The following is a 20,713-nucleotide window of genomic DNA, read 5'->3' on the forward strand; positions in this document are numbered from 1 at the left end:
ACGATTCAGGGCCGGTTGGCGGCGACCATCTGCAGCTGCGGCAAGCTCAATTCACCGAGCTTTCCATCATCGCCGACAACGAACAGGCGACCGTCGCGCTGGGCGAGTGCGTTGGCGTCGTTGAGGCCGTGCCGCACGGCAACGCGCCGTACCAGACTACCGTCGATGGCGTTGTAGATGCTCAACCGGTCGCTCGCGCCGTCGCCGACAAGCAGCCAGTCGCGGCTGGCATCGTGCCAATGAACCAGCGTCGTCGGCGTGGCCGGTGTCACGCCGGCCAGCGGCGCCGCGTGATTCAGACCGAAGCCGCTCATCACCACGACGACGAGCGCTGCCAGCGAGGCCGGAGCCAGAATCCAGGCTAAAATGCGCGAGCGGGTGAGCATGTCCATAGCGGCATGCTGACGCCGCTGCATGACACGGGGATGACGCAGCCGGTTGACACCGGCTTCGGCGTCAGTCGCGACGCCAGCGCAACGACAGTCCGAGCGCCATCCAGCCGATGATGAAAGCCAGGCCGCCGAACGGCGTGATGATCCCGGTCCAGCGCGGCGCGCCCAAGGCGAGTGCGTAGATGCTGCCGCTGAACAACACGATGCCGAGAGCGAAGGCCATGATCGCCACCCGTCGACTGCGGCCCGCGCCCAGGCCTACCGCAAGAGCCAGCGCCAGCGCGTGCCAGACGTGATAGTTCACCGCCGTATGCCACAGCTCGAGGCTGTGTGCGTCGAGCACCTTCTGCAGCGCATGCGCACCGAAGGCACCGAGCAATACCGCGCTGGCGCCCGCCGTTCCAGCCAGCAGGGCGGTTCGGGTACTGACGAGCTGACGCATGATGAGCGGCCTTTCGAATGGATCAACGCCGACTCGGGGCCGGTGTCGTATGCTTGATGGGATGAACCGTCTGGATTCTCGCATGAAGCTCCTTCATCCCAAGCACCTCGCCCTGCTCTTCCTTCTGCTCGCGCTGGGGACGCTGGTGGGATGTCATCGCGACGAGAAGCTGCCGTTCCGGCTGACCGACGTCAGCGGCCACATGCCCGACCTCGATTTCAAGCTCACCGACGATCACGGCAAGCCGGTCACCGGCACGGATTATCGCGGCAAGGTCGTGGTGCTGTATTTCGGCTACACCCACTGCCCCGACGTCTGCCCGCTGACCATGGCGCAGTTGCACGTGGTGATGCAGCGGCTGGGGCCGCTGGCGGACAAGGCACGGATCTTGTTCGTCAGCGTCGATCCGACGCGCGACACGCCGCCCGTGATGCATGCCTACGTGAATGCGTTCGACCCACGCGCCGTCGGCCTGACCGGTGATCCGCGCGACATCGAAGCGCTGAGCAAGCGCTATCGCTCGGCGTATACGCGCGAGCCGGACGGCAAGGACGGCAATTACGAAGTCAGCCACAGCTCGGCCATGTACGTCTTCGACAGCAAGGGCGCGGCGCGCGTGCTGGCCACACCGGCCGACTCCCAGGATGATCTGGTGCACGATCTGCACCTGCTGCTCGACAACGGAAACCCATCATGAAGCCACAGGCACTGCTGTTTCTCGTGACCGGATTGCTGCTGACCGGCGCTGCCCAGGCCACTGAGGCCGAACACGTTCGAGCCAGCCACGCATGGCTGCGCGTGCTGCCGGGCGAGCTGCCCGCCGGCGCGTATGTCACGCTGGAAAATAGCGGCGATCAGCCGGTCGCCCTGAAAGGCGCCAGTAGCGACGCTTACGCCGACGTGATGTTGCACCAAAGTTCCAGCGAGGGCGGCATGAGCCGCATGGCCATGGTCGACTCGGTGACCGTACCGGCGCACGGCACAGCCACACTGGCGCCGGCCGGCTACCACCTCATGCTGATGAAGTCGACGCATCCGGTGAAGCCCGGCGACACGGTTCGCATGAACTTGAAATTCGCCGATGGCAGCACGCTGGTTACCGATTTCGTGGCCCGCCCCGCCAATGCGGTGGATGCCGGTAGCTAAAGCCTTCCGGATTACTTGTTCAATACGGTGCCGCTGGATGAGCGAACGATCGCCTGCCGAGGTACGCGGCGCGGCAGGCGGCCGTGGCGCGACAGCCACAGCCACTGTCGCAGGGCCATCAGTCCGCCGATGGATTCGATCAGCGCTGCCGGCACCCAGGTGATCACGCCGCCGATCAGCTGACCGGTCAGCACGTTGAAGGTAAACGCGCGCCCGCAGATTTCGAAGATGGGATAAAGGTCGGTTTTCGAAAACGTGACGATGGCGCCGGCCAGAATCTGCGGCGTCATGGTGATCGCCGGCGACAGCACGCGCAGCCCGGCGATCATGCGGCCGGGCGGATGCGGCCGGTGGTCGAGCACCAGCGACCAGTAGGCGAAGCCGCTGATCAGCATCGTCCAGTTCATGAAACGGTACACGCGCCAGTCCAGCATGGCCGTGGTCTGCAGCGACGGGATCAGCCAGATCAGGATGAAGCCGATGAACATCACCGTCGCCACCGCCGGATTCAGCAGCACGCCCATCACCAAGCGCCACGGCCACGATCGCTGCAGCGGCCGCAGCACACGTACGCGAAACGCCAGCGGCAGACCGGCGCGCAGCACGCTGGCCGGATACGCCGTGACGATCAGCAGCGGCGCCAGATGATGCAGCAGCACCTGCTGGATGCGGTGCATGAAGAACTCGTGCTCGGCGTAATAGTCCAGATACGTCTGCAGCGACAGGTAGATGATCGCCATGCCGATCCAGAACACCAGCTGCCGGCTGAAGCTCACCGTCAGCCGACGGCTGCCGCGCACGTACAGCACGCAGGTGGCGAGAAAAACCGCGAGAAAAACCCACGAAAACTCCCACGGCACCACCCATTTCAGCAGCGTGGCGATCACTCAAGCACCTGGCCCAAGGTCGGCGCCATCAGCGGCGCTCGCGACTGCGCCGGGATCGACGCCAGCCGTATAGCAGTCCAAACGCAATCACCAGTATCGGCACCAGCACGATATTGATGAACTTCAGGCGGAAGCCCAGCCGGTCGATCTCCGCGTTGAGCTGGTGCTGCACGTCGCGCAGCTCCTTGTTGATGGCCAGCTGACGCTGCCGGAACTGCTCGATCTCGCGCCGCTGCTCGGTACTGGCGGTGCTGGGCTGGCTGCTCTTGGCCGGCTGCAGCTCTTCCAGGCGGCGACGCGTCTCGGCCAGCTGCTGTTCCAGCTCGTGCTCTTTCTGCAGAAACTTCTGATCGGCCACGTTGCGCAGCGCCTGCACGCGGGTAAACGGCCGCTGCGAGGTCGAACGCCCGCGTATCGAAAGCAGCGCCGACGATCCGCTGAGATTGTCGACCAGGTTGGTGACGAAATCGCCGTTGTTGGCGAACACCCTCAGCATCGTTTGACCCAGAATATTCTGCGGCTCGACCCACAGCCGGTCGCTCAGCATGTCGGTATCGGCCACCAACACCACCTCGGCATTCGGCACGGACACCGAAAGATGCCCCGCCTTACCGGCGCGTTCGGGAAACGCCGAATCGAACGGGCCGCGCAGCCGCGCCGCCAGTACGTAGTGCGCATTGTCCGGCTTGTAGCCCTGCAGCAGCTGGGTCGGATCGTTGCTTGCCGCCATCACCCGCTGGGTCGACACCAGTTCGGCTTCGGCGCTGCTCTGGAACAGCGGAATCAGGCGCGTGCGCGCATTCGGCGCCAGATCGAAATGACCGGCATTGGATACGTCGATGCGCTGCAGGCTGGCGGTGATGACATCGTTGCGGTTGAGCTCCTGCGAGCCCAGCCCGAGCATGGCCGGATGATTGAAGCTATTGCCGCCCTGCTCGATCGACAGCATGCGCGCGCGGTCCAGCACGACCTTTGTCGGATCGAAAAGCACACCCCACGCCGCGAACAGGCGCGGCAGATCCGAGCTCTGATCGGGCTGGCCGCCGCCAACCAAGCTGGATGCATCGGTGCCGGTGTCAAGTTCGGCGTCAGGATCCACAAAAACCGCCAGATGCCCGCCGCGGAGCACGTACTGGTCGATCGCATACTGCGCGTCGGCCGACAGGTGGCGCGGCTGGATCAGCAGCAATACCTTGATCTTTTCATCGACCTGCTTGAGCTTGTCCGCATCCAGTCTTTTGACATCGAACAGCTGCCCGAGCTGCTGCAGCACCGCCCACGGCTGCTCGCCCAGTACGGGGTTACCGTCGATCGGCAGCAAGCTGATCACGCCGATCTCCGGCTTGCTGGTCTGGTTCAGCTCATACAGCAGCTTGGCCACGTCGTATTCGAGAAACGCCTCGCGGGCCGGATCGAAAAACGGGATCGACAACGCCCGCTCCACCGGCCGATCTTCGGTTGCATCGCCATCCGCTGCCGCGGCATCTGCAGGCGCGCCGTCGTTGGTGGCGGCCACCGCGGTGCCGGCGAGGCCGAAAAACATCCGCTCGCCGTTGGTGCCGCCGCTGGCCGCGGTGAGGCCACTGCCTTCCGCGCTGGCCTCGTCGTCGGAGTAAGGCACCGGGTCGACGATCTGCAGCTGTATACGCCCGTGCGAACGCGCCACCATTTCCTGCAGCATTTCGCTGACGCGCTGCTCGTAGCTGCGCAGCTGCGGCAGATCGCGTGCCGCGTGGTCGGAAAAATACAGGGTGATTTTCAGCGGACGCTGCAGCGTATCGATGATGTGCAGCGCGCCAGGGGTGAGGGTGTACAGCTGGTCGGTGGTGAGATCGATGCGCGAGGCACGCAGCCAACGGCTGGTCGTGACGATCAGCGACGCAAAAATCAGCATCAGCACGATCAGCAGGCCGTACAACACGGTGCGCCGACTTGGCCGCAGCAGTGTCGAAAACGCATGGCGCAAACGCTGGCGAATGGAGGGCGATTCGACCATGGCTCAGCGCGTCCGCTTCAGGTCGAGCAGCAGCACGCCGGCGATCAGCCAGCCGATCATGCTGATCAGGAAATACAGCAGGTCACGCACATCGAGCACGCCGCGCGAGATCGCATCGAAATGCTGCAGCATGCTCAGATGCGCGATGGCGTGCACCAGCTTGCGCGGCAGCGCGCCCTGAAAAAAGTCCAGCACCTGCGGCTGCCCGGCCAGTATCAACAGTACGCAGACCAGCGCGGTGAGGATGAACGCCACCACCTGGCTGCGCGTCAGCGCCGACAGGCAGGCGCCGATGGCAATGAAGGTACCAGCCATCAGCCAGCTGCCCAGATAGCCGGCGGCGATCACGCCGTTGTCGGGGGCGCCCAGATAATCGACGGTGATCCAGATCGGAAAAGTCAGCCCCAGCGCCAGCCCGATAAATAGCCACGCCGCCAGAAACTTGCCCAGCATGGCCTGCCACAATGTCAACGGCAGGGTCAGCAACAGCTCCAGCGTGCCGCCCTTGGCTTCCTCCGCCCACATGCGCATGGTGATCGCCGGTACCAGGATCAGGTATAGCCACGGATGCATCACAAAGAACGGCTGCAGGTCGGCCTGTTCGCGCTCGTAGAAGTCGCCGGCGTAGAAGGTGAGCGTGCCCGCCAGCACCAGAAAAATCACCAGAAACACGTACGCTACGGGCGTGACGAAATAGCTGCGCAGCTCGCGCCGCATCACGGCGGCGATCGGACTCATGCGTTCACTCCGGCTACCGCGTCGCGTGCGCCGTCGGTTTCCTGCGTGGTGATCTGACGGAACACTTCATCCAGGCGGCCACGCTCCAGCTGGATCTCCGACACCTCCAGACCCTGCTCGCGCAGCAGCCTTTCCACCGGCTCCAGAATGCGTTCGCCGACTTTAGGAAACACCGTGATGCGCCCATCCAGCGGATCGACCTCGATCGAGGCCACCTGCGGCAGGCGGCCAAGCATTTCCTGCGACATGCCGCTGCCCGGTGCACTGAACGACACCGCGCCGTGATAGCGCGAGCGCTGCTCCAGCTCGGCCGGCGTGGCGTCAGCCAGCAGCTTGCCGCGGGCGATGATCACCACGCGATTGCACAGCGCATGCACTTCTTCCAGCAGATGCGTGGAAATCAGAATCGTGCGCTCGCGCGCCATCGTGTCGATCAGCTGACGCACCGCATGCTTCTGATTCGGGTCGAGGCCGTCGGTGGGCTCGTCCAGCATCAGCACCGGCGGATCGTGCAGGATCGCCTGGGCCAGACCCACGCGCCGCCGCAGGCCTTTGGACAACGTATCGATGCACAGCCCGAGTACGTCCTCCAACTGCAGCCGCTGCACTACCTCGTCAAACCGGCGGTACGCGGCATCCGCCTTCAGTCCGCGCATGCGCACGATGAACTGCAGGAACTCGCGCACCGTCATTTCGCCATAGCTTGGCGCACCTTCGGGCAGATAGCCGAGCGCGCGCTTGGCCTTCAGCGGCTCGCGAGCCACGTCGTAGCCACACACGCGGGCGGTGCCCGAGGTGGGAATCAGGAAGCCGGCAATCATGCGCATGGCGGTGGACTTGCCGGCGCCATTGGGACCGAGCAGGCCCAGCACCTGGCCGGGCTCGACGCGAATGCTCAGCGCATCGACGGCGGTCAAGTGGCCATAGCATCGGGTGAGCTGGTCGGTTTCGATCATATCCGCGAAAAAAGAGGTGCTAAGCGAATCATCGCATGCCCGTGATAACGATCAGCGGCGCGCCATGAGCCGCTTCAACGCCGCCGGTTTCAATCATGGCCACGGCCATGTGGCGTAAGAGGCCTCAGCATCGGACCGCGTTGCCGGCGGCCGCCAATCCCCGATAGGCCCGTCGATAAAAACAAAAGGCTCTCCCTGAGCGGAAGAGCCTTTCGATGATCGACCGCGGCGGCCTTACTTGCCGACGCTGGCTGCCTGCGCGGGAGCGGCGGCGGTGCCGGCAGCAGCCGGAGCGGCGGCAGCCGGGGAATCGCTATCCGGCGACGGCGGCTGCATGCCGGCTTCCTGCTCCGGCGTCTGCTGCGGCGCGTTGGTCACCGGCAGGTAGACCTCGTACTTGGCATAGGTGGTGACGTTACCGCCGGCGTCCTTCACTTCAGGCGTGACCAGGATGTCGTACGAACGATTGACGACGTCGTCGAACTTGTAACCGTGCGTCTGAGCGTACGCCTTCAGCATGTCGCGCACCTGCGGCACGCCGGCGAAGGTGCCGTTCCAGACGCCCTTGAGCGCGGAGCCGCCGAACGCCAGTTCGGCGCGCACGTTGCCGTCGATCACGAGGCGACCGAAGCGGTCGCGGCTGCCGGGAGCGGCGTTGTCCGTAGCCGGCGCCGCGGCCGTGCTCGATGCGGCCGGCGCGTCCAGCGAAGGTGTCGTGGCGGCGGTGAGCTGCTGGCTCTGGCCGGCGACGGTCAGCGTACTGGAGTCGATCGCCATCGCAATGTCGAAGGTAAATGTCTCATCGCCGTAGTTGGTGGTGATCAGCACGCGCGGGCCGGTGACGTTGACGCCGAGCTTCTTGGCCGCGGCCTGAATCTGGCCGATGGCCTTCTTGGTGGCGTCATCCAGGCCGTCCAGACCGTCCTTGCGGGCAATCTGGGTGGAAACGAGCAGCACAGGCGCCTGTTGGGTCTGCGCAATGAACGGAATCAGCTTGCTGTAGTCGATGTTCGGCACCGCCGCCAGCACGTTCTGCAGGTTGTTCAGACTGAACTGGATGAACGAGTCGGGATCGCCGTGGATGTAGAGGTTGGCCATGCGGTTGATCAGGTTCCAACCGTACTTCACGTCGTACGACCACTTCACGTCGGTCAGCTGGCCACGGTTGCCCTGGCGGTGCAGATCGAGGGTGAAGTGCTTGTCCAGACCGCGCCAGCTGTTGTCGACGTTCCAGACAATGGACGCGTCCTTGGTGTTGCTGTCGATCTTGTCGAAGTTCGGGGTGGCGCTGGCAATGGTCAGGCCGCCGTTGCCGACTTTCGGATCGGCGCTCTCCCAGCTGACTTCCGAACCGGGGCCGTAGGCCTTGCCGGAGAACTTGAACTCCATCTGCGGATCGTAGGTGTGCAGTACCGAGTAATCCGGGAAGCGGTGGAAGTTGTCGAGCACGTCGTAGACCTGACGCATGTCCTTGCCGATAACCAGCGAGCGGTCGATATGACCACTACCTGGCATGACCACCGCAGCCAGCACACCGAGTACGGCGACGATGACCAGGGCTACAAGAAATTCAAGGGCGCGCATCATTCCAGAGTTCTCCGAGCGTCTCTACGCCATACCTAACTAAAGAGGGGTTGCCGGCTGTAGCACCCGTTGGGCCACAGTGACGACGAGGTCCGGCACATGCCGAGCTTACGGATGTTACTTGCTCGCGCGCTTGAACGCCACGACGTTTTCCCGGGCTCGACAAAACGCGCAAACCCAGCTGCAGCGCCCGTGCCCACCTCGTCGACCCAGCGCAAATTTCGTCGCGTCGCAACAAAATCCCGGTCAAAAGCGGAGCTGTTCACCGACGCAAAAACTTAGAGCCTGTTCAAAGTCTCCGCGTGGCCCGCACCGGGAGCTGTTTGCACGCAGGCCAAGGAAGAACGAGGGAGTGGACGTCCGTCCACGACCGAGTGATGACGCCGGATGGCGGGCAAACAGCTCCCGGCGCGAGCTACGTGGAGACTTTGAACAGGCTCTTAGACGATGCCCAGTTCCAGCGCCTTCAGCACCGCGCGGGTGCGGTCGCGCACGCCCAGCTTGGAAAGGATGTTGGAGACGTGGTTCTTGACCGTGCCTTCGGCCACTTTCAGCGAGTTGGCGATTTCCTTGTTGCTGTAGCCACCGGACAGCAGGCGCAGAATCTCGGTCTCGCGCTCGGTCAGCGGATCGGGCTGCTCCAGGCTGGTGAACTGGTTATGCATGCGCGACACGCCGGCCATCAGCCGCTGCGTCACCATCGGCGCCACCAGCGAGCCGCCGCCGGCCACCGTGCGCACCGCCTCGACCAGCTGTTCCAGCGACACATCCTTCAGCAGATAACCGCGCGCGCCGGCCTTGAGCCCCTGCAGCACCAGCTGATCGTCGTCGAAGGTGGTCAGGATGATCGTGGGCGGCAGCTCGTTACGCGCCGACAGCGCCTGCAGCACCTCGAGCCCGCTCATATTGGGCATACGCAGATCCAGCAGTACCACGTCGGGCTTGATACGCGGAATATCCACTACCGCCTGGGCGCCGTCGGCGCACTCGGCGATCACCCGAATATCTTCGGAAAGATCGAGCAGCGAACGCACGCCTTGGCGCACCAGATTCTGGTCGTCGACGAGACAAACGGAAATCATCGCGAATCCTCGGACAAACGTTTCAGACAGTCATGAGCTCGGCGAAAGCAGCCCGCCATACAACGAGTGGACCGATGCTCGATAGACGCAACGCGTGCGGCGACCCTGCCCCAGCCGACAGTGCCCATTCTTGCACGACCACCGAGGCCGGCGGTCACGACACGCTCAACGCCGGCGGCTCGAAGCGGGTCGGCGCGTGCGCCAGCGCGCTGTGCTCGCCCAGCGGCAGCCGTATGGTCAGCGCGAAACCCTGGCTCATGCCGGTTTCCAGAGTCAGACTGCCGCCGAATTCGGCCAGCCTCTCGCGCATGCCCGAAAGGCCGTTGCCCGGCTCGATCTGCTCGGCGCCACGACCGTCGTCGCGCGCGTGCAGCCCGAGCAGGCTGGCATCGGCGTAGGCAAAATTGAGCCACAGGTTGCGCGCGGCGGCGTGCTTGGCGGCATTGGTGATGATTTCCTGGGCACAGCGCAGCAGCACCTGCGCGCGCCGGGGGTCTTCCATGCTGAAACGCGGCGGCATGGCGACATGGATACTCAGGCCCGGCACGCCGTCGGTGAGGCTGCGCAGCGCCTGGGTCAGATCGATGGCATCGTCCTGGCGCAGCTCGCTGACCGCCTCGCGCACGTCGGCCAGCAGATGCTTGGCCGTGCTCTGCGCCTTGCGCACATGCGCACCGGCCGCCTCGTTGCTGAGGTGGCTGGCCACTTCCAGATTCAGGCTCAGCGCGGTGAGGTGGTGCCCGATAAGATCGTGCAGGTCGCGGGCGATGCGCATGCGCTCGGCGATGCGGCTGGATTCGGCCAGCAGCGCGCGGGTGGCGCGCAGCTCGGAATTGAGCCGCCGCTGCACGTCGCGCTGCTCCGCCTGCTGGCTGGCCACGGTGGAAGTGACGAACACCAGGACCGAAATACCTAAATAGATGCTCGCCTGCAGCAGGCTCAGCGCGATGCTGTGGTCGTATTCGGGAAAGGTGACGAAGATCGCCACCAGGCTCAGCTGCTGCAGCACCAGCCAGGACACGCCCAGCCAGAACGGCAGCAGCCAGGGCAGCACCAGCGAGGCCACCACCATCAGCATCGCCGACAGGCCGCTGTGGCTGTACCAGCCCACCGCCACCGCCACCGCCGTCATCAGGGTCAGGCCGAGCAGTTTCAGCACGGGATGCCGACGCGAGCCGAGGTTGCTGGTGAGCAGCCAGTACATCAGCCCGAAGACGAGATAGCACAGTGTCCACAGCAGCAGCGCAAAATTCGGCCGCTGCAGCTGATTCAGCCGCTCGGTCGCCCAGTTCGTGATCAGCGGCGTACCCACCGACAGATAGGTAAAAAAACCCGCGTAGCGAAGCAGTCGGGTGTGGTTGAAAAAAGGCCAGCGCATGCCGGCATCATTGGACGTGATGCGGTTTTGCGCAATGCGCAAAAAGTCATGCCCTAGCACGTAAAATATCACCGCATCACGACGCGAGAAGCGTCCACCTTGGCGGATCGCTGCCGCGGCGCGGGATGTAAGGCCCGCATCCGCATGCCATAATGGCGGCTTGCACGAGGCGCGGAACCGACCTCGTTATCGACCCCATCATTGCGGAGCAACGCATGGCTCTTGCCATCCGCGACGTGCACGAGCACGACCTGGACGCCGTACTGGCACTCAACAACACCGCCGGTCGCTCCATCCTCGCCCTGGACGCCAGCCGCCTGCGCTACTTCCACGATCACGCCGAATATTTCCGCGTGGCGGAGATCGACGGCAATCTGGCCGGCTTCGTCATCGCCCTGCGCGAGGGTGGCGATTACGAAAGCACCAACTACCGCTGGTTTGCCGCGCATTACCCGCAGTTCGTCTATATCGACCGCATCGTCATCGCCAACGCCTACCGTCGCCACGGCCTGGGCCGCATCTTCTATTCCGACGTCAACAGCTACGCCGAAGTGCGCGTGCCACTGATGACCTGCGAAGTGTTTCTGGAGCCGCGCGACGACGTGGTCGTGCTGTTCCACGGCACCTACGGTTTTCAGGAAGTCGGCCAGCAGCGCATGGGCGAGGACGGTCCGCAGGTCAGCTTGCTGGCCAAGGACCTGCCCAGTTACACCTATGTGCGCGAAACCTGGCTCGACCACGGCGGCCTGCCCGACGTGCCGTGGCTGGCCGAAAGCCCGCGCCTGATGTCCCCCATCGATCTTTCACACCTTGCCAAATCATCGTCCGGAGAGCCCCGCTGATGAACGCCAAAGCGGAAACGTCCGACGCCTGCGACCTGCGTTTCGGTCAGGTCGGCATAGCCTGCGTGCGCGTGCGCCGCGTCGATGCGGCTGCCCTGTGCGAGGAGCTGGAGCGCCGAGTTCGGGCCGCGCCGGCGATGTTCGCACGCGCCGCCGTGGTGCTGGACCTCAGCCACCTGCTCAATCTGCCCGACGACGGCGCTGTCGACGCCCTGCTCGAAGCGGTGCGTACTGCCGGCATGCTGCCGGTCGGCCTGGCTTACGGCACCAGCGAGACCGAAGCGCTGGCCAAACGCATGGGCCTGCCACTGATCGCCAAATTTCGCGCAGCCTACGAACCGGCCGCAGGCGGCCCGGCGCCGGCTGACGAGCCGGCACCCAGCGGCAAGGCGAAATCGCGAGAGTCCGCCCCGGCCGAACCGGATCTGCGCGAGCCGATTCTGTCGGCGTCGGCCGCCGGCACGTCGATCGGCGCCCAGCATCACCTGGGCGCGGTACGCTCCGGCCAGCAGATTTACGCGCGCGACCGCGACCTGATCGTCACCGGCGCGGTCGCCAACGGCGCCGAGGTCATCGCCGACGGCCATATCCACATCTACGGCAGTCTGCGCGGCCGCGCCATGGCCGGCGCGCAGGGCGACGAGAAAGCACGCATCTACATCTCGGACTTTCGTGCCGAGCTGGTGGCGATTGCCGGGCAATATCGGGTCTTTGAACAAATTCCTGACGACCTCAAGGGCCAGTCCGTGCAATGCTGGCTCGACGGTGAAAAGCTGCTGATCGCCAAACTGTGACAAACCGGGTGCGATGCCCCGACCGCAAACTAACGCCAACAACAAACTATAAAAATATTCCGGAGATGAGCCATTGACTGCTGAGATTATCGTCGTCACTTCCGGCAAAGGCGGCGTCGGCAAGACGACCACCAGCGCCTCCCTCGCCACCGGCCTAGCCATGGCGGGCAAGAAAGTCGCCGTCATCGACTTCGACGTCGGCCTGCGCAACCTCGACCTGATCATGGGCTGCGAGCGGCGCGTGGTGTACGACTTCGTCAACGTCGTGCACGGCGAAGCCACGCTCAAGCAGTCGCTGATCAAGGACAAGCGCCACGAAAACCTGTTCGTGCTGGCCGCCAGCCAGACCCGCGACAAGGACGCGCTGACCCAGGAAGGCGTCGAGAAAGTGCTCGAAGGCCTGTCCGAAGACGGCTTCGACTACGTCGTGTGCGACTCCCCGGCCGGCATCGAAAAGGGCGCGCATCTGGCGATGTATTTCGCCGATCACGCGGTGGTGGTGGTCAACCCGGAAGTATCCTCGGTGCGCGACTCCGACCGTATCCTCGGCCTACTCGCCAGCAAGACGCGTCGTGCCGAGCGCGGCGAAAAGCCGGTGACCCAGCACCTGCTGCTGACCCGCTACAACCCGGCCCGCGTCGCCATCGGCGAGATGCTCAGCGTCAAGGACGTGGAGGAGATTCTCGGCATCAGCGTGGTCGGCGTGATTCCGGAATCGGAAAACGTGCTGACCGCGTCGAACAACGGCATTCCGGTGATCGTGGACTCCAACTCGCTGGCCGGCCAGGCCTATAGCGACACGGTAGCGCGCATCCTTGGCGAAGAGCGGCCGCTGCGCTTTATCGACGTGCCGAAGAAAGGCTTTCTCCAGCGCGTATTCGGAGGTTGATCACGATGGGCATTCTGGATTTCCTGAAGCGCAAGGGCGAACCCACCGCCAACGTGGCCCGCGAACGTCTGCGCATCATCGTGGCGCAGGAACGCTCCAACCGCGGTGCGCCCGACTATCTGCCGATGATGCGTAGCGAGCTGCTCGAGGTGATCAAGAAATACGTCCACGTCGATATCGAGGCGATCAGCATCAAGCTGGAGCAGGACAGCGGCCACGAAATTCTCGAGCTTTCCGTGGCGTTGCCGGACGGCAAGGCGCCGGCGAAGAGCGACACGGCGGCCGGCTGAACCCACGCGTTGCCGGAGCGCGGATATCTGGCCAGCGGTCTGATCTGAAAAACCTCATGCATCCTCAAATTCATGCCAGCCCGTCGACGGGCCAGCTGATCGAAGGCGATCCGGCCAATACTGTACTGCGGCTGGGTCAGCTTGGCTTCGACGCGCCCGCGGCCCTGCTCGCCAGCTTTGGCCTGACGCTTGAACGCGTGGCCGACGGCACGCCGATCCCCGGCAGCTTCTGGGGCGACGAGGAAGCCGGCATCATCGGCACCACGGTCTATGCCCGCGACGACACGCCAGTGCACTCGCTGCTGCACGAAGCGGGACATCTGATCGTCTTATCTCCCGAAAGACGTCCAGACGTCCATACCGACGCCACCGATTCGATCGAGGAAGAAGACGCCACCTGCTATCTGCAGATCGTGCTGGCCGACCGCCTGCCCGGCGTCGGGCGTGAACGACTGATGGCCGATATGGATGCTTGGGGCTACTCATTCCGGCTGGGCTCGACGCGCGCGTGGTTCGAACACGATGCGGGCAACGCGCGCGATTTTCTCGCCGAACGCGGCCTACCCTGCTGAGCAGCAGCCTCGGCAACCGTCGGAATACAAAAGGCGACCCGCGAGCTGCTAATGTTGGACGCTGATTTTGTCACTGCGCTGATTAGCGCATTTGTCCGGGGAAAGAAATGATGAACAGACTTTCGTACGCGCTCGTCGGCGCGCTTGCCGTCGCGGCCTTTGGAAATAGCGTCGCGGCAGCGCAGACCACGCCCGCCGCGGCATTGTCCTCGGCGGCCGCCGACCAGGCGTTCACTCGTCTGTCCGACAGCTATTTCGATAGTTACTACTTTCCCACCAACCCGACCATGGCCACCGCAGACGGCCTGCACGACTTCGACACCAAGCTGGAGGATTATTCGCGCGCTGGCGTCGACGCCAATATCAAAACGCTGCAGCAGTGGCAGGCGAAAGTGGCTGCGGTGGACGCCTCGAAACTCGGCGAGCGCGTGCGCGGCGACCGCGAGCTGGTGTTGAACAATATCCGCAGCACCCTGCTGACGCTGCGAACGATAAAACCGTGGCAGAAAAATCCGGACGTCTATTCCAGTGGCATCACCAACAGCGCCTTCACCCTGATGGAGCGCAAGTTTGCGCCGCCGGAAACGCGCCTGCGCGATCTGGTCGCCCGCGAAAAGCTGATGCCCGCCGTGCTCGCCGAAGCGCGAAAAAATCTGGACAACCCGCCGCTGATCTACACACAGATCGCGCTGCAGCAGTTGCCCGGCCTGGTGCAGTTCTTCCAGAAAGACGTGCCATCGGCCTTCACCGACGTCAGCGACTCGGCGCTGAAAAAACAGTTCGCCGACAGCAATGCCGCAGTGATCCAGTCGCTGCAGGATTATCAAAGCTGGCTGAAGACCGACTTGCTGCCGCGCTCGCACGGCGACTTCCGCATTGGCGCTGCGGCGTTCCGCGACAAGCTCAAGTACGACGAGATGGTCGACATCCCGTTGGATCAGCTACTCGCCATCGACATGGCCAATATGAAACAGAACCAGCAGGCGTTCGCCGACGTCGCCAAGCAGCTCGACCCCAGCAAGACGCCGCAGCAGGTGCTGGCCGAGCTGGGCTCGGACTATCCGGCCGCGGACAAGATCCTCGATACTTTCCGCGGCACGTTCGACAAGCTGATCGGCTTTATCGAGCTCAAGCAGATCATCACCATTCCCTCCGACGTGCGCCCGATCGTGGAGGAAACCCCGCCCTTCATGCGCGCGACGACCTTCGCCTCGATGGACACGCCCGGACCTTACGAAACCGTGGCCAAGGAAGCCTATTTCAACGTCACCCTGCCCGAGCCCGACTGGAGCGCGCAGCGTACGAAGGAGTTCATGGCGCAGTTCAGCTATCCGGTAATCTCTGCCGTCGCCACGCACGAGGCCTATCCGGGCCACTACATCCAGTTTCTGTGGATGCACAAGTTGGACGACCGCACGCGCAAGCTGCTGGGCGCCACCACCAACGTGGAAGGCTGGGCACATTACTGCGAACAGATGATGCTCGATGAAGGCCTGGCCGCGTATGTCTATCCGAACCACAAGCGTCAGCAGCTGCTGTTGCGCCTGGGCCAGTTGCAGGATGCGCTGCTGCGCAACGCCCGCTTCGTCGTCGGCATCAAGCTGCATACCGGCCAGATGACGATGGATCAGGCGGTCGATTTCTTCGTCAAGCAGGGCTACCAGTCGCGCGCCGTCGGCGAAGTGGAAACCAAGCGCGGCACCTCCGACCCGACGTATCTCTACTACACCCTGGGCAAGCTGCAGATCCTGAAGCTGCGCCAGGATGTTGCCGCCAAAGAAGGCAAGAACTTCAACCTGCAGCAGTTCCACGACCGCTTCATGCAGCAGGGTTTCGCGCCGATCGCCATCGTGCGCGAGGCGATGCTGCACGACACGTCGCCGACGCTCTGACGTTCGCCATTGTGCCGGAGGTAGGGCCGGACTTCCGCCCCGCGCGCCGGCCGCTTACATCGGCTCGGCGATTTCCGCCTGCAGGGTGACGCTCGCGTCCGCGGTTGCCAGCGGAGGTCCGGCCAAACGTCTGCTGATGCTTCCATACCACCACCACGACAGCATGCCGGCGACGCTCAGCGCCGATGCCCCCAAGGCCAGCGGCAGCATGCTGCCGGAGAGCATCGGCGAGAGCACGCCGGCTACAACGCTGCAAAGTATCAGGCTGGCAAAGGCCTGCACCGACGAAATGCCGCCGCGCTGGCTCGAAAAGCGGTCCAGCAACAGCAGGGTCAGGGTCGGAAACGCCAGCTGCACGCCGATGCCTTCCAGGGTCAGTGGCAGCATCGACCACGGCAGTTTTGGCGCAGGGAACACCAGCGCAAACGCGAGATGCAATGCGCACGCCGACAGCATCGCGGCATAGCCCAGGTTGACCGTAAAACGCGCGCTGCGCCGTTCGGCCATGCGCCCCGACAGCCAGGCGCCACCGACCAGCCCGAAGACCACCGGCATGAACAGCCAGGGGAATCCCGCCGCCGAAAGATGCAGCAGCTCGCGCACGATCCGCGGCGCCGACGAAATGTACAGAAACAGCGCGGCGAAATTGACCGAACTGGAAATCAGCAGCGGCCAGAACGCGCGATCGCGGCTGAAGGAGGCGTAGCCGGCTAGCAACGTCTTGGGCGAAAACGACGTGCGCCGCGAGGGCGGATGGGTCTCTTCCAGCAGCAGCAACAGCGCCAGCGACAGCAGCGCCGTAAACACGGTCAGCACCCAGAAGATGCCATGCCAGCCGTCGAAGGTCAGCAGCAGGGCGCCGATCATCGGCGCGATCACCGGCGCCACGCCGAAAATCATCATCACCCGCGACATCAGCCGCTGCGCGTCGGCGCCTTCGAGGCTGTCACGGATGAGCGCGCGTCCCACCACCAGTCCCGCGCCGGCGCACATGCCCTGCAGGCCGCGACAGGCCAGCAGCATGGGAAACGATGTGGACATCGCCGCGCCGGCCGAGGCGAACGCATACACCAGCATGCCGGTAGCGATCACCGGCTTGCGGCCGATCGCGTCGGAAATGGCGCCGTGAAACAGGCTCATCGACGCGTACATGACCAGATACACGCTGATCAGCTGCTGCAGCGCTGCATCATTCACCCGGAAATGCGCGCCGATCAGCGGAAAGGCCGGAAACACCGCGTCGATCGAGAATGGGCCGATCATCGACAGCGCGGCAAGCAGCCACGGCAGGCTACGTCGCACGGTGCGATGGGTAGAGTTCATGGCGAAAGGGGCCGCGCGCAGGGAAAACAGCGCCCAGTATATCGAGCCCTGGCGGCCAACTCGCTTGACGAGGCGCTGCCCAAATCGACTAGGATAAGGAACGGATCAAGGCATCGATCCCGGGAGATGGCATACCTCCCGTTCTGGTCCGCCTCGGGCAGCGGCAGAACGAACCACCTCACGCCCGATCCTTGGCGAACAAGGGCAGCGACGAGGTTGATGATGCCTGCACCACCGGTTTCCGGCGGCGCAGGCGTGCCTGTGATCGCGGCAACCGGACACTTTGGCTTTTTTTGTCAGGAGACGCGTCATGGGGTTCACCGGATTTGTTGCAGTCGGCGTGGGCGGCGCCCTCGGCTGCTGGCTGCGCTGGGTTCTGGGCAGCTTTCTCAATCAGCTATTCCCCACCTTGCCGCCCGGCACGCTGGCGGCGAATCTTATCGGCGCCCTGATCATGGGCTGCATGCTGGGTGTACTCGATCAATTCCAGGCGCTGCCAGTCGCCGTGCGGCTGTTCGTGATGACCGGATTTCTGGGCGGCCTGACCACCTTTTCCACCTTTTCGGCCGAAGCCACGACGCTGTTGCTGCGCCAGCAGTATTTCTGGTTCGGCACCCACATCGCAGTGCACCTGATCGGTTCGCTGAGCATGACCGTGCTGGGCCTCGCGCTCACCCGCAGCCTGCTGCGTCATTGACCCCGGAGATCGCCACCATGAACCCGAAGCCGTTGCAGCAATGCGTACACCTTTACTTCTACTGCCACGCGCACACCAGACACCGCGGCATGCTGCTGACCGAATGGCTGCTGGAACAGGCCAGGCAAAACAACCTGGGCGGCGGCTCGGTCTTCCGCGCCATCGCCGGCTTCGGCCGCAACGGCGTACTGCACGAGGAGCAGTTTTTCGAACTGGCCGACGACCTGCCGGTGAAAGTCGAATTTCTGCTCGGCGAGGCACAGGCCGACGCCCTGGTGCAGTTGGTCAGCGAGGCCGGTGTCGACGCGGTCTATGCGCGATCACCGGCAAGCTTTGCCATGCTCGGCAACACATAAGCGGCTCGACAGCACGCCCATTGTCTTGCCGTAACCTCCACTACCACACCCAGACTCCATTGAGGAACGCATGAGTCAGGACACCCTCAAAGAACGCGCCAGCGCCCTGCTCGAACTGGCCGATATCCGGCTCAACGGCAATCGCCCCACCGATCTGCGCGTGCACGACGAACGTCTCTACGCCCGCGTGTTCGCGCACGGATCGCTGGGACTGGGCGAGTCGTACATGGACGGCTGGTGGGATGCCGATGATCTGCCGGCGCTCTGCACCCGCCTGCTGACGGCCGGGCTGGATCAGGAACTCAAGACACTCGACACCCTGCTGGCACATCTGAAGGCACGCTTCCTCAATCTGCAGCGCGGCGAGCGCGCGTTCGAGGTCGGCAAGGTGCACTACGACCTCGGCAACGATCTGTTCCACGCCATGCTGGGCAAGCGGATGGTCTACTCCTGCGGCTACTGGGCGGCCAGCGACAATCTCGATGACGCGCAGGCCGCCAAGCTCGACCTGATCTGCCGCAAGCTGCAGCTCAAGCCAGGCCAACGCGTACTCGACATCGGCTGCGGCTGGGGTGAGGCACTGAAGTACGCCGCGGAGCATTACGGCGTCGCCGGCGTCGGCGTCACCATTTCGCAGGAACAGGCCGAGTACGCGCGCCAGCTGTGTGCTGGCCTGCCGGTGGAGATTCGCCTGCAGGACTACCGCGAGGTCGACGAACGCTACGACGCGGTGTACTCGATCGGCATGTTCGAACACGTCGGCCGCCGAAACTACCGCACCTACTTCGAGACCGTGCGCCGCTGCCTGAAAGACGATGGCCTGTCGTTGCTGCACACCATCGGCAGCAACGGCGCGCCGGCACAAACCGATCCGTGGATCGAAAAATACATTTTTCCCAATTCGATGATTCCGGCCGCCAGCGAAGTCAGCGCCGCGCTGGAGGATCTTTTCGTCGTCGAGGACTGGCACAACTTCGGCACCGATTACGACCGCACACTGACGGCCTGGCGCGACAATATCGAAGTCGCGTGGCCCACCCTGCCGACCAGCTACGACGAACGCTTCCGCCGCATGTGGCGCTATTACCTGGCCGTATCCGCCGCGGTATTCCGCAGCCGCCGCGATCAGCTGTGGCAACTCACGCTGAGCCCGCACGGGGTGGTCGGTGGCTATCGGGTACCGCGCTGAACGAATGTGCGCGTGACTTGAGGCACATCCGGGCGTGCACTCAATCACCTAACCTCGTGTCGTCATCGGGACAGGGAGGAGGCGGACGTGGCATCAGACAAGCGCATCGCGCGGGCCGCGGGCCTGCTGTACCTGATTGTTGTGATAGCCGGCATGTTCAGCCTGGTCTATGTGCCCTCGCATATCGACACGCATACCGATGCGCAGACTACGGCCGCCCACATCACTGCCTCGGCATCGCTGTTTCGCTGGGGCGCGCTGAGCGAGTTGCTCATGGTGCTGGCGTTCCTGCTGCTGCCCTTTGCCCTTTACCGACTGCTGCATTCGGTGAACAGAAACGCCGCGGTAATGATGGTGGTACTGGTTGCCGTGAGCGTGCCGATCTCGATCATCAATGTGATGCACAAGCTGGATGTCCTGTCGCTGCTCGGCGGCGGTGCGATGTCGCAGATACTCTCCGGCGAGCAGTTGAATGCGGCCGTGATGATGCATCTCCTGGCCTACCGCAACGGCATGCTCGTCTCTGAAATTTTCTCGGGGCTATGGCTGCTGCCATTCGGTTATCTGGTCTTCCGCTCGACCTTTCTTCCACGGACTCTCGGTGCATTGCTGATACTGGGCGGCGTCGGCTACCTCATCGACTTCTGCGCAAGCCTTCTGCTGCCCGGCTACGGCAAAACCACGCTCGCCGATTTCATCCTGATCCCGGCGAGCGTCGGAGAAATCGGTATCTGCCTGTGGCTGATCATCATCGGCACCAAGCAGCGAGCACGCCAGCAGATCTATCCGGTCACGAGCCAACAACGGAGAAGCGCATGAATCGTCGCGCAGGCAGCGGCACACTGGAAGATTTTCAGGTGCCGGTAAAAGTGAAGCTCTCCGCACTGTGGACGGCCGTGATGTTCTGCTACGTATACGGCGACTATTTCGGCCTTTACGTACCGGGACAGCTGCAAGGCATGCTGGCGGGAAAGATGGGGCCGCTCGGTCCAACGACGCAGGGCGTGCTGCTTGGAACCAGCATCATGCTGGCCATACCTGGCGTGATGGTGTTCCTGTCGCTGGCGTTGAAGCCCGCCGTGAGTCGCTGGGCCAATCTCGCCATGGGTACGCTCTATACGCTCATCATGCTCGCTACGATGCCCGGCGCCTGGACGTTTTATATTTTCTTCGGCGTCGTCGAGGTGATGCTCACCACGCTGGTCGTCTGGCACGCGTGGCGCTGGCCTCGACAGGTCCCGAAGTTCTCGCCATCAGGGGATTGAGTT

The 20,713-nt window shown here is 63.8% G+C and carries 23 protein-coding genes and 1 riboswitch; of the genes, 13 read left to right on the top strand and 10 right to left on the bottom strand.

Translation table 11 applies throughout. The features are described 5' to 3' along the window. Positions 1–5 precede the first annotated feature (5 nt). Together HDE76_RS08220 and HDE76_RS08225 are read right to left on the bottom strand one after the other, a co-directional pair. Positions 6–392: a hypothetical protein gene (locus tag HDE76_RS08220; protein WP_179477323.1), complete on the bottom strand. Its 387-nt coding sequence runs from the start codon at positions 390–392 to the stop codon at positions 6–8. Between the two features lie 64 nt (positions 393–456). Further along, a complete protein-coding gene (locus tag HDE76_RS08225; protein ID WP_179477324.1) occupies positions 457–834 on the bottom strand; it encodes a DUF423 domain-containing protein in 378 nt (125 codons plus the stop codon). Between the two features lie 82 nt (positions 835–916). Between HDE76_RS08225 and HDE76_RS08230 the strand changes: the two genes are divergently transcribed. Together HDE76_RS08230 and HDE76_RS08235 are read left to right on the top strand one after the other, a co-directional pair. Beyond that, positions 917–1,531, top strand: coding sequence for an SCO family protein (locus tag HDE76_RS08230; RefSeq protein WP_184506578.1), 615 nt, complete (start codon positions 917–919; stop codon positions 1,529–1,531). Then, positions 1,528–1,980 carry a copper chaperone PCu(A)C gene (locus HDE76_RS08235; RefSeq protein WP_179477326.1) on the top strand — a complete coding sequence of 151 codons (453 nt, stop codon included), beginning with the start codon at positions 1,528–1,530 and terminating at the stop codon, positions 1,978–1,980. The genes HDE76_RS08230 and HDE76_RS08235 overlap by 4 nt, the downstream gene beginning before the upstream one ends. An 11-nt stretch (positions 1,981–1,991) precedes the next feature. On the opposite strand, the gene HDE76_RS08240 is transcribed toward HDE76_RS08235, so the two are convergent. The 7 genes from HDE76_RS08240 to HDE76_RS08270 all read right to left on the bottom strand — a co-directional run bounded on the left by HDE76_RS08240 (position 1,992) and on the right by HDE76_RS08270 (position 10,601). Then, positions 1,992–2,867: a cytochrome c oxidase assembly protein gene (locus tag HDE76_RS08240; protein WP_184506580.1), complete on the bottom strand. Its 876-nt coding sequence runs from the start codon at positions 2,865–2,867 to the stop codon at positions 1,992–1,994. 28 nt (positions 2,868–2,895) lie between these two features. Beyond that, positions 2,896–4,863 (bottom strand): Gldg family protein, encoded by a 1,968-nt coding sequence (locus HDE76_RS08245; RefSeq protein ID WP_184506581.1) that lies wholly within the window; start codon positions 4,861–4,863, stop codon positions 2,896–2,898. A 3-nt stretch (positions 4,864–4,866) separates the two neighbouring features. Next, positions 4,867–5,601, bottom strand: coding sequence for an ABC transporter permease subunit (locus HDE76_RS08250; RefSeq protein WP_184506583.1), 735 nt, complete (start codon positions 5,599–5,601; stop codon positions 4,867–4,869). Then, the gene (locus HDE76_RS08255) at positions 5,598–6,557 is read right to left on the bottom strand and encodes an ABC transporter ATP-binding protein (protein ID WP_184506586.1); all 960 of its coding nucleotides are present in this window, start codon (positions 6,555–6,557) and stop codon (positions 5,598–5,600) included. The genes HDE76_RS08250 and HDE76_RS08255 overlap by 4 nt, the downstream gene beginning before the upstream one ends. Before the next feature lie 234 nt (positions 6,558–6,791). Next, positions 6,792–8,144 carry a polyketide cyclase gene (locus HDE76_RS08260; RefSeq protein ID WP_179477331.1) on the bottom strand — a complete coding sequence of 451 codons (1,353 nt, stop codon included), beginning with the start codon at positions 8,142–8,144 and terminating at the stop codon, positions 6,792–6,794. Positions 8,145–8,581: 437 nt separating this feature from the next. Then, the gene (locus tag HDE76_RS08265; protein ID WP_179477332.1) at positions 8,582–9,223 is read right to left on the bottom strand and encodes a response regulator transcription factor; all 642 of its coding nucleotides are present in this window, start codon (positions 9,221–9,223) and stop codon (positions 8,582–8,584) included. A 154-nt stretch (positions 9,224–9,377) separates the two neighbouring features. Then, the gene (locus HDE76_RS08270; RefSeq protein ID WP_184506588.1) at positions 9,378–10,601 is read right to left on the bottom strand and encodes a sensor histidine kinase; all 1,224 of its coding nucleotides are present in this window, start codon (positions 10,599–10,601) and stop codon (positions 9,378–9,380) included. Positions 10,602–10,816: 215 nt separating this feature from the next. Between HDE76_RS08270 and HDE76_RS08275 the strand changes: the two genes are divergently transcribed. The 6 genes from HDE76_RS08275 to HDE76_RS08300 all read left to right on the top strand — a co-directional run bounded on the left by HDE76_RS08275 (position 10,817) and on the right by HDE76_RS08300 (position 15,880). Then, complete coding sequence (locus tag HDE76_RS08275; protein WP_179477334.1) at positions 10,817–11,443, top strand: GNAT family N-acetyltransferase; 627 nt, start codon at positions 10,817–10,819, stop codon at positions 11,441–11,443. After that, positions 11,443–12,237, top strand: coding sequence for a septum site-determining protein MinC (gene minC, locus HDE76_RS08280; RefSeq protein WP_184506590.1), 795 nt, complete (start codon positions 11,443–11,445; stop codon positions 12,235–12,237). The genes HDE76_RS08275 and minC overlap by 1 nt, the downstream gene beginning before the upstream one ends. A 73-nt stretch (positions 12,238–12,310) precedes the next feature. Beyond that, a complete protein-coding gene (gene minD / locus HDE76_RS08285) occupies positions 12,311–13,126 on the top strand; it encodes a septum site-determining protein MinD (RefSeq protein ID WP_179477336.1) in 816 nt (271 codons plus the stop codon). Between the two features lie 5 nt (positions 13,127–13,131). After that, on the top strand, positions 13,132–13,416 hold the full coding sequence (gene minE / locus HDE76_RS08290) for a cell division topological specificity factor MinE (protein WP_179477337.1): 285 nt from the start codon (positions 13,132–13,134) through the stop codon (positions 13,414–13,416). Between the two features lie 56 nt (positions 13,417–13,472). Beyond that, positions 13,473–13,988, top strand: coding sequence for a hypothetical protein (locus HDE76_RS08295; protein ID WP_255481481.1), 516 nt, complete (start codon positions 13,473–13,475; stop codon positions 13,986–13,988). 110 nt (positions 13,989–14,098) lie between these two features. Further along, the gene (locus HDE76_RS08300) at positions 14,099–15,880 is read left to right on the top strand and encodes a DUF885 domain-containing protein (protein WP_221262332.1); all 1,782 of its coding nucleotides are present in this window, start codon (positions 14,099–14,101) and stop codon (positions 15,878–15,880) included. 54 nt (positions 15,881–15,934) lie between these two features. Here HDE76_RS08300 and HDE76_RS08305 read toward each other — a convergent pair whose 3' ends face one another. Then, complete coding sequence (locus HDE76_RS08305; protein ID WP_184506594.1) at positions 15,935–17,203, bottom strand: multidrug effflux MFS transporter; 1,269 nt, start codon at positions 17,201–17,203, stop codon at positions 15,935–15,937. Between the two features lie 113 nt (positions 17,204–17,316). After that, positions 17,317–17,439: riboswitch (Fluoride riboswitch) on the top strand. A gap of 74 nt (positions 17,440–17,513) precedes the next feature. On the opposite strand from HDE76_RS08305, the gene crcB reads away from it, so the two are divergent. The 5 genes from crcB (at position 17,514) to HDE76_RS08330 (ending at position 20,710) form a co-directional block, all read left to right on the top strand. Further along, complete coding sequence (gene crcB / locus HDE76_RS08310) at positions 17,514–17,900, top strand: fluoride efflux transporter CrcB (protein WP_184506596.1); 387 nt, start codon at positions 17,514–17,516, stop codon at positions 17,898–17,900. Positions 17,901–17,917: 17 nt separating this feature from the next. After that, positions 17,918–18,256 (top strand): DUF190 domain-containing protein, encoded by a 339-nt coding sequence (locus HDE76_RS08315; protein WP_184506598.1) that lies wholly within the window; start codon positions 17,918–17,920, stop codon positions 18,254–18,256. Positions 18,257–18,326: 70 nt separating this feature from the next. Next, positions 18,327–19,445 carry a cyclopropane fatty acyl phospholipid synthase gene (gene cfa, locus HDE76_RS08320; RefSeq protein WP_184506600.1) on the top strand — a complete coding sequence of 373 codons (1,119 nt, stop codon included), beginning with the start codon at positions 18,327–18,329 and terminating at the stop codon, positions 19,443–19,445. A gap of 87 nt (positions 19,446–19,532) precedes the next feature. Next, positions 19,533–20,264, top strand: a complete 732-nt coding sequence (locus tag HDE76_RS08325) for a DUF4386 domain-containing protein (protein ID WP_218862030.1) — start codon at positions 19,533–19,535, stop codon at positions 20,262–20,264. Next, positions 20,261–20,710 carry a DUF6326 family protein gene (locus tag HDE76_RS08330; protein ID WP_184506602.1) on the top strand — a complete coding sequence of 150 codons (450 nt, stop codon included), beginning with the start codon at positions 20,261–20,263 and terminating at the stop codon, positions 20,708–20,710. Before HDE76_RS08325 ends, HDE76_RS08330 begins: the two co-directional genes overlap by 4 nt. Positions 20,711–20,713: the final 3 nt, after the last annotated feature.

Source organism: Rhodanobacter sp. ANJX3, assembly GCF_014200755.1.
Lineage (GTDB): Bacteria > Pseudomonadota > Gammaproteobacteria > Xanthomonadales > Rhodanobacteraceae > Rhodanobacter.

Coding starts and splice junctions, on each gene's coding strand:
- HDE76_RS08225 (WP_179477324.1), bottom strand. CDS start 834: ATGCGTCAGCTCGTCAGTACCCGAACCGCCCTGCTGGCTGGAACGGCG.
- HDE76_RS08260 (WP_179477331.1), bottom strand. CDS start 8,144: ATGATGCGCGCCCTTGAATTTCTTGTAGCCCTGGTCATCGTCGCCGTA.
- HDE76_RS08220 (WP_179477323.1), bottom strand. CDS start 392: ATGGACATGCTCACCCGCTCGCGCATTTTAGCCTGGATTCTGGCTCCG.
- HDE76_RS08295 (WP_255481481.1), top strand. CDS start 13,473: ATGCATCCTCAAATTCATGCCAGCCCGTCGACGGGCCAGCTGATCGAA.
- cfa (WP_184506600.1), top strand. CDS start 18,327: ATGAGTCAGGACACCCTCAAAGAACGCGCCAGCGCCCTGCTCGAACTG.
- HDE76_RS08275 (WP_179477334.1), top strand. CDS start 10,817: ATGGCTCTTGCCATCCGCGACGTGCACGAGCACGACCTGGACGCCGTA.
- HDE76_RS08255 (WP_184506586.1), bottom strand. CDS start 6,557: ATGATCGAAACCGACCAGCTCACCCGATGCTATGGCCACTTGACCGCC.
- HDE76_RS08265 (WP_179477332.1), bottom strand. CDS start 9,223: ATGATTTCCGTTTGTCTCGTCGACGACCAGAATCTGGTGCGCCAAGGC.
- minE (WP_179477337.1), top strand. CDS start 13,132: ATGGGCATTCTGGATTTCCTGAAGCGCAAGGGCGAACCCACCGCCAAC.
- HDE76_RS08330 (WP_184506602.1), top strand. CDS start 20,261: ATGAATCGTCGCGCAGGCAGCGGCACACTGGAAGATTTTCAGGTGCCG.
- HDE76_RS08305 (WP_184506594.1), bottom strand. CDS start 17,203: ATGAACTCTACCCATCGCACCGTGCGACGTAGCCTGCCGTGGCTGCTT.
- HDE76_RS08250 (WP_184506583.1), bottom strand. CDS start 5,601: ATGAGTCCGATCGCCGCCGTGATGCGGCGCGAGCTGCGCAGCTATTTC.
- HDE76_RS08245 (WP_184506581.1), bottom strand. CDS start 4,863: ATGGTCGAATCGCCCTCCATTCGCCAGCGTTTGCGCCATGCGTTTTCG.
- HDE76_RS08270 (WP_184506588.1), bottom strand. CDS start 10,601: ATGCGCTGGCCTTTTTTCAACCACACCCGACTGCTTCGCTACGCGGGT.
- HDE76_RS08315 (WP_184506598.1), top strand. CDS start 17,918: ATGAACCCGAAGCCGTTGCAGCAATGCGTACACCTTTACTTCTACTGC.
- crcB (WP_184506596.1), top strand. CDS start 17,514: ATGGGGTTCACCGGATTTGTTGCAGTCGGCGTGGGCGGCGCCCTCGGC.
- HDE76_RS08235 (WP_179477326.1), top strand. CDS start 1,528: ATGAAGCCACAGGCACTGCTGTTTCTCGTGACCGGATTGCTGCTGACC.
- HDE76_RS08300 (WP_221262332.1), top strand. CDS start 14,099: ATGAACAGACTTTCGTACGCGCTCGTCGGCGCGCTTGCCGTCGCGGCC.
- HDE76_RS08230 (WP_184506578.1), top strand. CDS start 917: ATGAAGCTCCTTCATCCCAAGCACCTCGCCCTGCTCTTCCTTCTGCTC.
- minC (WP_184506590.1), top strand. CDS start 11,443: ATGAACGCCAAAGCGGAAACGTCCGACGCCTGCGACCTGCGTTTCGGT.